Raw genomic sequence first — 13,131 nt, 5'->3', positions numbered from 1 at the left:
TACAAATAACACAAATGAACCAATGAATACAAAATTAGATCCTATCGCTAAACCATTAAGACCATTTGCATATAACTCTTTTTTAAGTAATAGTGGAATGAACATCAGCATAAAAAATGTTATAACTGCTACATATCCGTGAATTTTAGCAGAAATAGTAAGCATTTCTTTTGTATTATTTACTGGAAATATGCCACAAATAATACAGCCTATACCATATAGTCCCAAGATTATTATTGCAGCTTTATATGTTCCTATTGATGATATGTCTATTATCGAATAAGATATGCTAACAACTATAACCCCAAATATAATTAACCATAAACTATATAATATACCTATTACTCCATTTTCTTTAGTAGCTATGGCACTCATAACAGTTCTTAAATTACTATAATTCTTTAATCGAGAACTTAAGATAAAAGGAACTAAAAATTCACCACAGCATGCAACAATCCATACTATAACTAATATTTTTTTCATTTACTTTCTTCCTTCATTATAATTTCAACTCTTAATACGACTATTACAAAAAGACAAAGAAAATCAATTTTACAGGTGGTAGTTATGAAACTAAGCCTAATAAACCATTATACTAAAATAGTCTATGTCAATAAAAACAGTTATTAGTCCGTGACATTATTTTACATCTGTAATTCTATAAAATTACTTAATGTAATTTGATTATTCCATATTAGAATGTTCCATATCCCTTCAATAAATCATTCAATGTACATGGATAATCTGATGTCTGAGAATAGTCAGCAATATACTTTGGTTTAATGGTTAACTGCATTTTGAGCAACTTTTCTCTATCAAAAAGTTCTCCATATTTATTAAGTTTAATTTTACATTCACAACCTAACAGATTAGATATTTCCTGCTCAGCAGCTTTTTTATCCAAGACTTCTCTATCATCTGATTCTTCAAAGTTAATGGTTAATCTTTTCTTATTAAAGCTAACCATCCAGAATGGTGAAACCTTGTCCCCTGTAGCTTTCAGAATCGCATCTTGTAATTCCTGCATTAATATTTCTTGGTCTCCAATTTTAATTATATCATATATTCTTCCAAAATGTTCAATAATTTCACTACTTTTTCCACATTCACATGTATTTCCATCTACTATTCTGCCTATATCACCAGTATAGTATCTAATTAGTGGATTACCTTCAAAATTAATATTGCTTATAGTTATTATACCTTTCTCTCCATTTGGTACTGGCTCCAGTGTTTCAGGGTCTAGAATTTCAATTATAAAATTCTCATCTACTACGTGTAAATGGCCATTTTCACAGGCTGTTGCTACTACTCCGCATTCTGTAAGACCATAATTATCGTATACTGGTACTCCCCAAATGTTTTCAATTTGTTTCTTCCTCTCTTTTGTTAACAGTTCTCCAATTGTATAAAAACCCCTTAATGATTTAAAATCCTCTTTTGGATCATATCCCATTAATTTTGCTGTTTCAGCTAACATGATTAATTCTAATGGCAAACATGCTATTGTTGTAATCTTTAACTTTAGCATTAGATTAATAACACGTGTATGTGGAGTAACTACGCCCCTACTATCTATAGGTATTGCTACCCCACCAGCTTTTTTTACTATATCTTGGATAATATGTGCTGGGAATGAAAGTGCGTAAGGAAATCTGATAGCTAAGATATCATTTTCGTTGAATTTTAGGGCAACACTCTCCATCTCGTCACACCATACTTGGTGATCTGAATTTGTCAACCATGTTGATATGCTTTTGCCAGTTGTACCAGATGTTTCGTGGTATTGTACAACTTTCTTCATATCAGCTGCCAAATTTCCAGATGGGCTATATGCTCTTAACTCCTCTTTTGTTGTAATTTCAAATTTCCTTAATTCAGATAAATCATTTAATTCCTCTATTTCAAAATTATATTTATCCCTGTACATAGGACTTTTATGTATATTTTTTAAAGTTTTATTTAGATTCTCTAGGCGTTTCTTATTAATTTCTTCAAATGTGCGCATAATGATTCCTCCTACTATAATATAGTCTCTGGGAATATCAGAGCTTGTTACTTATTTTTCTATGATTGTCTCTGAAATTTTAATGCCTACATGCCTCCCTGGTTCACTACAATGCCCCATAACTTTGTCACCAGGTTTTAAATCTGTTATATTAACAGCCTTACCCTCAGGTGAAAATACTCTCATATGCCAGTCATCCTGCATAATAGCTTTTATTTCCACGTCTTTGTATCTTGTCACTATGAGTATTAAAGGACGAACTTCTGACTTAACTCTTGCAACATTTACGGTTCTAGAATCACCATTAATATCTACAGCCAGTAATTTACTTCCAGCCTCTAAATCTGAAATATATTCAACTATATTGTTAGGCCCCCATACATAAGATGATATAGTACCTGCATTCACTCTAAAAGGACGAGTATTCATATATGGGAGATAATGCACTTCAGAACATATTAATAGTCCTCCACTTGATGTGCAACCCACTATCATCCCTTCTGTTTTGCTCATGATACTAGTCGAATCCAGACATGCTCTTTCCCCTAATTCTAGATGCTTGATTTCTACAACTTCGCATTCTACTAAATCCATTTTCTTCATTTCTTTCTTTATTATTTCATTGCTTAGATTTACAATCTCGTGAATATTTTTACTCTTCATAATAACTCCTGCTGATCCAACTTCCATAACTCCCATAGCGACGATAGCATCTGAGCTTTCATTAACTACCTTCATTACTTTCACCTTGTCATTTTGTAATTTAGCAAGAATTAGTTCTAGAGGAATATTGGTAGTATCTTGAAACTCAATAATCAAGTAATTTAAAGGTATCCTAATGTCTGCTGCTTTTTCCATATTTTCTCTATCATTTACAGTGGTATAATAAGCAGTACATTTATTCATATTGATAAGTTGTTCAGCCATACTTAAATTATCCACAATAAAAATGTCAATCTTGTCAAATTTCTCAACTTCTTCTATTGAACTTATTCGTATAGCTTTTTTCACTCTATTAGAAACTTTTACTTTCTTTAGTTGATTTTTATTCAATATAACAGTAGTATAGCCTCGATTAGTTGCATCGGTAATCAAACCAGTTTCCTCAGGGCTTAAAACACTACCATCAAACCATAATTCTTTCTTCATTTATTCTCATTCCTTTACTTAATATTTAAACTTATTTGCTATAATTATCGTTTTACCAAATAATATTTTGACACCTATCTTAATTACTGTTAACGTCTGCTAGAGTTTTTAAATCATAAACCGACATATACTTATCTTCACAATTAGCTAAATCCAACTCAAAACTATAACTACCTTCGCTTTGATCAGTTTCATAATATTTTCCGTTTGGATAGACAACCATGCTTTTTCCTACCATTTGATCATCTGTATGATAATTTATCCCAGTGCTATTACTCATCAATACAAATGCTTGATTCTCCATTGCTCTTGCTCTTGCAGCTACTTGGAAAAATCCTGATGAATATCCTAATTCATTAGTTTCTTCATTTTTACCATAATACATATTAGGAGATATTATAATATCGATTTCCTTATCAATAAGCTGTTGTGATATTTGAGGAAATAGAATATCAATTCCTACACATAAAGCTATTTTCCCAAAATCCGTTTCATATACCTTAATTTCATCTTTATTTTTAATAACAAATCTTGTTTCTTGGGCAAAGACATTATTTCTATTCTGCTCAAATACAAGCTCTCCCTTGCGGTCAATTAAAAAACCTTTACTATATGAACTTATATAATCTTGTTTTGCCATTATTGAACCAGCAATATATACAGAATACTGCTTTGCCTTTTCTTTAATTTTATCAAGATATTCATTTTCTAAGTCCAAAGGTATGTTCATTGGTCCATAAGCATAAGCCCCAAATATTTCATCAGGTAAAATAATTAGATCCATTGTATGTGGCTCTAATTCATCAATCATGGCACATACCTTATTAACATTAGTTTCTACTACAGCTGACTCAAAAGGATCAGCTTCAATCCCAAACTGAATAAATGAAATTTCTACTTTTTTATTCATTTTTTTCCTCCTAAATATCCTATTGTATTTTTTTATTGTTATATTACTAAGACAATTTCATAATATGAAAATGTCTCAACTACATTTATGACTGAATCTCAATGAAGTAGTGGCTTCAACGTAATTATCACTTAATTGAATATGCCCAATAGCTTTTTCAAGTGAATGAGTCTTGTGTACAATCATTGACAAAGCTTCTGTTATTTTAGTTGGATTGGTGCTTTGGAATACTTTTCTGCCAAAAGATATTCCCGATGCACCTGCAGTCATTATATCATTCACTGTTTGTAGTACACCTATAGGATCATCATATCCTCCACCTGCAGCAACCACAGGAATAGATACTCCGGATACAACTTCTTGGAAGGATTCAATATCTCCAGTGTAATTTACTTTTACAATATCGGCCCCTATTTCCTGTGCAACACGTGCTGCTAACTTAATACTATCTGGATTTTCTTGAACTTTATTTCCTCTTACATAAGTCATAACCAATAGAGGCATTCCCCATCTAAAACAAGCGTCAGCAACTTTTCCTACATCATAAAGCATTGTATGCTCATTATCTGCTCCCAAATTAATATGTACTGAAATGGCATCAGCTCCAATTGCAATAGCCTCCTCTACACTACCAACTAATGTTTTAAAATTAGTAGATGGTGATAGAAGCGACGAATTACTCAAATGTACTATAATTGGAACATGACAATTTTTAATAATGTCAATGTCATTCAACTGTCCTTTACATAGTACAACACCGTTAACGAATTTATTTTCAAGTTGATTTATAGTTTCACCTAAGCTATCCAACCCTTTTATAGGTCCTACTGTTGCTCCATGGTCCATAGGTACAATAATTGTATGATTACTTCTAGTATCAAATAATTTATTTAACCTTTTTATTTTTCCATACATATAATCACTCTCTTCCTTAAACAAATGAATTCAAAATCGGTGTTCCTGACAAGTATTTACATCTTCGTAAATCACAATTATCAGTTTTCATCATTGGCATTAATTTTATTGCTTGTTCCTTGATGGCATCAGGATCAAAATTGTCGTCAAGAGCATCTACAGCCATTTTATATACTTTTGTCAATGCACCTAATAGCGTAATATCTTTTCCTCTTCCAACAATCTTTAATGACTTGACTCCTGCATCATATAATTGCTTAATTGAACATACCGAACAGTCTGTACCTGCATCTAAATAATTAGATGCTTTTAATTTTCTTGAAGATGAGTACCCTTCATAGCTTCCTCGGCATGGTAAACCTACATTTATATTTTCTCCTGCTTCATGATATAAAAAGCAAGCGCCATTACTATTTGAACAACCAAAATGTGCAAATACTCCAATATCCATGGATGTGCTTTTTGAAAGTTGTTCTATTTCCTCTAACTTGAGATGATGTGGTAAATATACTTCACTTACATTCATTTCTTCTAACCACTTTAAAAATTTCTCATTATAGCATTCTGTAAAAACACTAGCAGTATATTTTACAGGGTATTTATACTTATTAAGTAATAATAGACTTTCAATTGATCCAATAATAATTGAATCGACACCAGCATTAATCCCTTCTTCAACATATTTTAAATATTGATCAACTATCTCTTGATACATGATAGGCATATTTACCGTATAGGAAACCTCTACTCCTTTAGAATGAGCATAACTAACTATTTCTTTTAGTTCTTCATTATTAACAGTACAGTTATTGCCAGACCAAGTTGTTTTGCCTCTACCGCCAAATGTTATATTTGCTAGTTCATTACTGGAGCCCCCTAAATATAATTCTGTGGCTCCTAATGCTATTTGTGTTTTAGCTACTTTTAATGAATTGACCGGACATTTTATTTTCATACTCATAGTCTCTTTCCAACTTATCTAATCCAGAACATTTAATAATAGTATCTTTCATTAAATTAAGTTGATCTTCATCTCCTTTTATACTATTCTTTAGTTCTCTATATTGCATATTTCCATGTACAAACAATGAGCTGTAATAAGTATTAATTTCTGGTTTATCAACAAAATAAGGGAATGAACCTGTTAAATAATCCCACATCTGATTCATGTCTAATTTAAATACTTCTTCGCATTCTTTGTTACAATCAGAGGCTTTAATCTTTTTAATCTTACAATGTACACAAGAACGGGAAAAACCAGCTAAAATAAAGGTTTTAAATACACTAATTGCAAATCCATTATCTCTAATCCTATCAACCTGTTCTAAGACTCCTTTTATATTAGGAACCTCAACTTCAGTAATATTTAATTCCTTTAAGAAGGAAAGTCGAATGTCATTATTATTATTAACCTGAGCGTACATTCGCTTAATATCCTCTTCTTCATCACGTATAATATTGTCATATAAACTGTTTTGCATTGCACTCCATGAATAGGTTGCCCCTAAAATCAGTTGTTTAGGTTTATAATCCTTCTCTTTCATCCAAAGCAGTAAACCAATATCATTAATGACTAATTGAAAGAAATCACTTTCAAACAGCATACTGATTTCTTGAAGATATTCCATCATAAATTGCAGATGTTCTTGAGGAACCCTTGGTGTGTATAGTCTCAGTTTTTTATTATGTTTTTTACAGGTATTATATACTTCCAGTATTTCATTATAATCTGGTAATGCTCTACAGCATCCCATATGCCCAATTGCGATAATATCTATCTCATTTTCTAATTCTTGTTCATTAAAATCTGATAACCTAAAATAATATTCTCCTAACATGTTTTCACCTCCATAATATAAATCTCTTCATCCTTGCATACATTATGGATATACCCTTTTATATCATCTACTTCAATATGATAATCCGTATCAATCTCCATAAGAAACTCATTATTCTTCAAGCAGAACACTTCACAAACAATACCACCGCTACGTTGAGTATAATTCAGTTTTTCATGATTATCTAAAATATCTTTTATGAGCTTATCAGATTCCATGTCTTTAAACCCTACAAAATTAAACTTTAGAAAGTTAGGTACATATATATCCGATACTGGCATAAATAATCTCAAAAACTGTTTGTATAATGGACGTATTCTTTTATTAAAAATAATAGTAGCTATACTTATTGAGTTATTATTTAGATAATCAATCTGTTCATCAAGCTTTTTCAAGGTACTACATATATTTCCCACATCAACTAAAATTGGAAGTATATCAACAAATTCTCCTATAGAATCATGAAAGCTTTCATTACCGTACTTTCTACCATAGCTAAGCATGCATACTGGTAATTTATTACTTCCAGTTAATCCTGAAATAATACTACTATACATATGAAGCGCGTTTTTGAATACATCCAAATCATCATCTCTGTATTTAAAACGTATACTGTATTTTGTTGGTTGTCCTTTTGGCAGCTTGGACATTTTTTCATAACATTTGATAATAGATTGACTAAACTGAGTCATATTTAAGCTTTCAATCAATCCTTCCTGCTTTCCACCATTACTTGACAATGAGTCCTCCAGAACTGAAACATAATAAGAGAAATCTTTTTTTAATTGGTTCACCTGGAAAGTTTCAAATGTCTTTTTAATGACTTCATAACTTACTTGATCATATATGATATGATCTGCAAAGAATAACAGTATATAATCACCAAGCGCTCTCTTAACTAAGATAATAGTGTAAGATAAAGATCCATCTTCTCTATATTTCTTATTATAATCAACAAAATAATTCTGTTCATATAGCTTATTAATAATCTCTTTTTGCATTGATAAGGAATAATCTGTTATATCTATAAAAGGAATATCTAGTGCTTCTGGCATCTTGTGCTCCTCCCAATACCATTCTCCATTTAAGTAGACTGCTCTACTTCTAAGAAGTGTTTGGGATTTAATCATGTCCATAATTGTTGTTTTTATTTTCTCAAGGGATACAGTATTATTAATTATAAACATATCACCTGTATATCTATTGGGTATCATTACATGCCCACTCTGCATACCATTAAAAGCAAACTTCTTTTCTTCTTTATTACAGAACAGCTCATTATTAAATCTTTTGATGTCATCATTTAGCTTAGAATATAGTTCATGAACCTTTATATTAGTCTCATGATATAATGATTCTGAGTCCGTATTAGATTTTGCATCAGATTCATATATAATCTTAGTAGGATATATAGTATTATCAAAATTCTTATCAATAAACTGTATAACCTGACCTTCTTTTTCTCGGTTTTTGTTATTTAGAATTAGTCTGTACTTCCCTTGAATCATATAATCATACTTATACTGACTGCTTATCCCCAAATTAGAATTCATCTTTGTAATGGCTTTGTCAATATCCGTTACAAGGTTACCTTGGTTTTGAGATTCTATAAACTTGACAATATTATTAATTGAATTCAACTGGTATATGTCGGTTAAAGTGAGCTTGCAGCCAGTATTTTTTTCAATATCATATATGATCTTTATAATCTGAAGAGAAGTAATACCATAATATTCTAAAGGCTCTTCGCTACTATATATTTTCCTGTTGATTATATTACCAATTATTTTGTGTAGTTTCTCTTCCATAGGAGTATATTTCTCTTCATGATCTACAAGATTGTCTATGTTATTCTTCTTAATATTTGCCCTATCAAGTTTGCCATTTGGTAATCTTTTAATTTTATCAATACTAATAATAGAAGTTGGAATTAAATGATTAGGTACTTTTTTAGCAAGTGATATTCTAAGGTCATTGACATTCTTATTCTTTTTAAATACTACAAATGCTTCTAGGAATCGCTCACCAATGGAATCTTCATTGACAACAATACCTACATCTTCCACACATTTGGTATCCAAAATGTGTTTTTCAACTTCCCCTATTTCGATTCGAAAACCTCTTACTTTAACTTGATTATCTCTTCTTCCCAAGAATTCAATATTTCCATCATAAGTCCATTTCACAATATCACCAGATTTATACATTTTATAAGATTTATTAAAGTCGTACTCGTCTTTTTCAATAAACCTTTCGTTGTATGTCTGTCCCAAATATCCTCTAGCTACCCCTGGCGACTCGATCCAACACTCTCCAATCCCTCCAATTGGTGCCAATTTTTTCATTCTATTTACTACATGGCATTTTACATTGTGTATTGGAGGACCTAATAATACTCGTATATTGTCACTATCAAATTCATAGACATTAGCACAAACACTTGCCTCTGTTGGTCCACATTCCGAATACACTTTAACATTGGGTAATCTATTAAAATGATCTTCTACAAGGCTTTTATTTATTGCTTCACCGGCTAAAGTTATACTCCTTATTCCTTCTAAACTTGTATAAATATCGTTTAATATAACTCTATAATAGCTAGGTAACATCATGAGATGTGTTATGTTGTATTCTTCAATATAATACTGCAGTGAACTTATATTGAACCTTTCTTCATCGTTTATGAGAACTAAGGTTGCACCACTAATCAAAGGAGTAAATATATCTTCTACTGAGCTATCAAAAGAAAATGAAGGTAATTGCAGCACTGAATCTGCTGTTGAGAACCTATAGTATTCTTTACGCCACTGTAATGTATTGACAATTTGTCTGTGTTCTATGAGAACTCCTTTTGGGTTACCTGTACTTCCCGATGTAAATATAATATATGCAAGATCTTTCGGTTTGACAGTTGTTTCTAATTTTCTTCTATTATGCATGGGTAGGTTTTCAATGTTTAATTTAGTTACGTTCTTCAACTCTTTTTCATTAGTCTGGTTATGGGTTAATACGTAATTCATCTGACATCGAGAAATAATATAATCTATTCTTTCATCAGGGTAATTGGGATCTAATGGTACATATGGACACCCAACTTTCATAATACCAAACATAGCTATAATCATTTCGATGCTTCTATTAATATAGACACCTATTGGTTCTCTTCGATTCAACAATATCCGTTCTAGTTCACTGGCTAATTCACTTGATGCTTTAAAGAGTTCAGAATATGTTAGAGTACGATTTCCAAACTTTAGTGCTATTTGATCGGGTGTCAATGCTACTTGTGATGTAAACAAATCATATATTGTCTGATTGTTGTTATATCTTTTGTCGGTATCATTAAATTCACAGAGCATTTTTTGCTCATAATGTGAGATATAATTTATCTTGCTCTTCTTGGCATTTAAGTCTGCACATAAGGATAATAAAGTCATCTCTAAATTATTTGCAAGTAAGTCAATATAATTAGGATTGATAATAGAAGAGTTATATTTAATTAAAAGTTCTCTATTCTTAATATTACTAAAATCAAATATAAGTTCGTATGGTGATAATGATTCTAGATTACAACTATACTCATTATAAGCAATCAGTATATCTACATCTATTGAATCATTATTCTCCTTATTAATAACAATCTTTGTTTGGTTCATTCTGTTTATCAGTTCCATTATTGTTATATCTTCTCTATTATCAACTCTTACTAATGATTTTTCATCAGTAAGAATTGATAATATTAAATCATCATAATCAATATAGTTCTGTATTAATAATGAAACTGCTATCGTATATATATCTTGGTAATGTTCTCTACCTATAGCCATGATTTTTGACATAGTGTCTTCGTGAAATGAGTAGATATTTTCATCATATATCTTTTCAGTACTTGTTTCATAATCACAGAATGGTAAATTAATTTTTAAATAATCTTCATAATAATGATTCACGTTTTATTTCCTTTCATTTATTTTTCTTTCGTAGAGTAAGCAATCGTAGTTCCATAATTCTTGCATACAATCCACATTACTTGAACACTTAGATCCATCAATAATCTTTTCATTACTAATATATTTTCCAGTCTCAAAGTTATTATTTAAAATAGATACAACTGTATTAATTGCATTTTCAAAGGTGCCATTAGGAGGTATTTCCCAACCTTCTCTACTTAACTTTGTGTTTATGAATTCTGGATCATAACAATTAACCAAAATACCTCTATTTCTTAACTTCTCGCTTAGTAGATAGGCATGCATTAAACAATATAATTTGGAAGCACCATATACTTTATATGGATTAAAATTAGCACTATCAACTATATGGCTTATGTCAAACTTAACGTGTAAATGTGCTAATGAACCAGTATTAACGATTCTTTTTAAATCTAACTCCTCTATCTTAAGCACTTCTTTAATTAAAATAAATTGCGAAAAATGATTAACCATGAACATTTTTTCAATATTATCTTTTGTTATATCATATTTTTTTGTAAATATACCTGCATTATTGATTATTACTTTCAGATCTGTATGTTTTTTCGCAATTTCAGTAACACCTTTATGTATTTCATCTATACTTTCCAAGTCAAATGGAAGTGGTATTAGATTGTCATTTCCTGTAGATGATTTAATTTTTTCTATTGCTCTCTCACATTTTTCTATATTTCTACCATGTAAAAGAATCTTTTTAGAACTGTTGGACAGTTTTTTTGCTAATTCAAATCCAATGCCATCAGTTGCTCCTGTTATTAGAATTACTTCTTTATTCATGATAGTTTAACAAGATTTTGTATGTTTTTATATAGTATATTGTCAAGGTTTCCGTATATTTCTAATTCTTCTACCTTTGTGAGCTCGCTTTTTATAGAATGCATTGGATACTCAGAACCAAATATCATTTTATTGTCACCTAGTATTTTAAAGGCTTGTTTAATAATAATGCTACTTCCTCCAGAAGTCTCAATAAATAAATTATCCAATGCCTTAACATGCATAACAGCGTCAATATCCGCAGGACCAAATCCCATATGCCCCAAAATAAAATTAGTTTCAGGAAAATCTTTGGCACAAGCTGCAAAGTCATCGGTTGAAATACCCGCTCCAAATCCTGTATGTGCATAAACGGGTATCCCTAGTTCCCCACATAGCTTAAAAAGCTCTTGCACTGTAGCATCAAAAAAAGATAACTGATGAGATGTAGGTGACAGCTTCAATCCAACAAAACCCTCTTCTTTAACTCCTTTTTCAAGAATATCCAGTGTATCCTTTGTATTAAGTGCTTTTGGATTTATCCCCATAAAAGCCCTATATTTATCCGGATTTCTTTTAACAATATCTCCTATAAGCTTATTGTTGAATGGAACTTTAGGTGGAGCGTCCTTCATTGTAATGTATCTTGTCATTTTTCGAACATCTATACTTCCACCTGGAAATAGAATTGATTTATCTATTCCAGCTACACTACTTTCCTTTTCGTATATGTCTATATTACCATAATCCGTATCTGATATATGTGTATGAGCATCAATAATCATTGTCTTTCCTCCTATTCTAATCAGTTGTTCTCTTAATTCCTAATGTTGATAAAATCACCCCTACTATTGCAAAGCATAATAGTATAACCAGATAGTAACCGAAGTTAGCATCTTTTACAGCCCCGTAACAACATTGTCTCACTATTCTAACTGCATATTCCAATGGGTTAAATAGGATAAGTTTCCCAGCCCAATTTGGCATACTTTCTGCTGGTAATAATATGCTTGATAGAAAGATAAGAGGCATAGTGATAAAGTTAACTATAATAACCACTGGGTCATCTTTCCTTGTGAAAAATGCTAATGCCTTAGAACAGCCTGAAACACCAAAGGCTAATAAACCTATTGCTACAATCATGATAAGTAAATCTAATAAATTACCATAAAAGCTGAATCCAAGCATTAAAGCAATAATAATTACAATTGTTACCTGAATAAAAATACTTAAAAAAGAAGCTAATAGATTACCAATTACAATAGCTAATTTATTAGTAGGTGATGCTAATATTTTATAGAAAACTCCGTGTTCAATATCCTCAATAACACTCATCCCTGAATAACCCGCATCATATAAAACATTCATAACCACAATACCAGGAGTAATAAACTGAATATAGCTATAGCCTCCCGTCGTAAACATACCTTCAAATAATTGCCCAAAGATAATAAGCCAAAAAATAGGCTGGGCTATACTGAAAACCAAAAAGTATGGAGTTTGTACTTGTGATTTCAGATACCTTTGGGTTGTTGTGAAAATATCATTAAAAAAATTCATAAA

11 protein-coding genes are annotated in these 13,131 nt (G+C 30.9%); all 11 read right to left on the bottom strand.

Annotated elements, in window-relative coordinates; translation table 11 throughout:
• On the bottom strand, positions 1–483 hold a 483-nt coding region (locus AACQ14_RS04430; protein WP_339362366.1), incomplete at its 3' end, for a DUF998 domain-containing protein.
• 211 nt (positions 484–694) lie between these two features.
• Complete coding sequence (locus AACQ14_RS04425; RefSeq protein ID WP_339362365.1) at positions 695–2,008, bottom strand: phenylacetate--CoA ligase family protein; 1,314 nt, start codon at positions 2,006–2,008, stop codon at positions 695–697.
• Positions 2,009–2,059: 51 nt separating this feature from the next.
• On the bottom strand, positions 2,060–3,157 hold the full coding sequence (locus AACQ14_RS04420) for a 3-dehydroquinate synthase II (RefSeq protein WP_339362364.1): 1,098 nt from the start codon (positions 3,155–3,157) through the stop codon (positions 2,060–2,062).
• Between the two features lie 79 nt (positions 3,158–3,236).
• Positions 3,237–4,067, bottom strand: a complete 831-nt coding sequence (locus tag AACQ14_RS04415; RefSeq protein ID WP_339362363.1) for a carbon-nitrogen hydrolase family protein — start codon at positions 4,065–4,067, stop codon at positions 3,237–3,239.
• 75 nt (positions 4,068–4,142) lie between these two features.
• The gene (locus AACQ14_RS04410) at positions 4,143–4,982 is read right to left on the bottom strand and encodes a 2-amino-3,7-dideoxy-D-threo-hept-6-ulosonate synthase (RefSeq protein ID WP_339362362.1); all 840 of its coding nucleotides are present in this window, start codon (positions 4,980–4,982) and stop codon (positions 4,143–4,145) included.
• A gap of 16 nt (positions 4,983–4,998) precedes the next feature.
• The gene (locus AACQ14_RS04405; RefSeq protein WP_339362361.1) at positions 4,999–5,937 is read right to left on the bottom strand and encodes a peptidase U32 family protein; all 939 of its coding nucleotides are present in this window, start codon (positions 5,935–5,937) and stop codon (positions 4,999–5,001) included.
• Positions 5,897–6,820: a hypothetical protein gene (locus AACQ14_RS04400; RefSeq protein ID WP_339362360.1), complete on the bottom strand. Its 924-nt coding sequence runs from the start codon at positions 6,818–6,820 to the stop codon at positions 5,897–5,899. The genes AACQ14_RS04405 and AACQ14_RS04400 overlap by 41 nt, the downstream gene beginning before the upstream one ends.
• Positions 6,814–10,770, bottom strand: a complete 3,957-nt coding sequence (locus AACQ14_RS04395; RefSeq protein ID WP_339362359.1) for an amino acid adenylation domain-containing protein — start codon at positions 10,768–10,770, stop codon at positions 6,814–6,816. Before AACQ14_RS04395 ends, AACQ14_RS04400 begins: the two co-directional genes overlap by 7 nt.
• Positions 10,771–10,773: 3 nt before the next feature.
• Positions 10,774–11,589, bottom strand: a complete 816-nt coding sequence (locus AACQ14_RS04390; protein WP_339362358.1) for an SDR family NAD(P)-dependent oxidoreductase — start codon at positions 11,587–11,589, stop codon at positions 10,774–10,776.
• Positions 11,586–12,353, bottom strand: coding sequence for an amidohydrolase family protein (locus AACQ14_RS04385; RefSeq protein ID WP_339362357.1), 768 nt, complete (start codon positions 12,351–12,353; stop codon positions 11,586–11,588). The genes AACQ14_RS04390 and AACQ14_RS04385 overlap by 4 nt, the downstream gene beginning before the upstream one ends.
• Positions 12,354–12,369: 16 nt before the next feature.
• Entirely contained in the window at positions 12,370–13,128 is a 759-nt protein-coding gene (locus AACQ14_RS04380; RefSeq protein WP_339362356.1) for an ABC transporter permease, read from the bottom strand.
• Positions 13,129–13,131: the final 3 nt, after the last annotated feature.

This window comes from Vallitalea maricola (assembly GCF_036985595.1).
Taxonomy (GTDB): Bacteria; Bacillota; Clostridia; order Lachnospirales; family Vallitaleaceae; genus Vallitalea; species Vallitalea maricola.
The sequence above is the reverse complement of the archived record's forward strand: the minus strand, read 5'-3'. Positions and strand labels throughout refer to the sequence as shown.

Bases quoted from the DNA above. Each gene is read 5' to 3' on its own strand.
- AACQ14_RS04380 (WP_339362356.1), bottom strand. From the start codon at position 13,128: ATGAATTTTTTTAATGATATTTTCACAACAACCCAAAGGTATCTGAAA.
- AACQ14_RS04420 (WP_339362364.1), bottom strand. From the start codon at position 3,157: ATGAAGAAAGAATTATGGTTTGATGGTAGTGTTTTAAGCCCTGAGGAA.
- AACQ14_RS04410 (WP_339362362.1), bottom strand. From the start codon at position 4,982: ATGTATGGAAAAATAAAAAGGTTAAATAAATTATTTGATACTAGAAGT.
- AACQ14_RS04390 (WP_339362358.1), bottom strand. From the start codon at position 11,589: ATGAATAAAGAAGTAATTCTAATAACAGGAGCAACTGATGGCATTGGA.
- AACQ14_RS04405 (WP_339362361.1), bottom strand. From the start codon at position 5,937: ATGAAAATAAAATGTCCGGTCAATTCATTAAAAGTAGCTAAAACACAA.
- AACQ14_RS04425 (WP_339362365.1), bottom strand. From the start codon at position 2,008: ATGCGCACATTTGAAGAAATTAATAAGAAACGCCTAGAGAATCTAAAT.
- AACQ14_RS04385 (WP_339362357.1), bottom strand. From the start codon at position 12,353: ATGATTATTGATGCTCATACACATATATCAGATACGGATTATGGTAAT.
- AACQ14_RS04415 (WP_339362363.1), bottom strand. From the start codon at position 4,067: ATGAATAAAAAAGTAGAAATTTCATTTATTCAGTTTGGGATTGAAGCT.
- AACQ14_RS04400 (WP_339362360.1), bottom strand. From the start codon at position 6,820: ATGTTAGGAGAATATTATTTTAGGTTATCAGATTTTAATGAACAAGAA.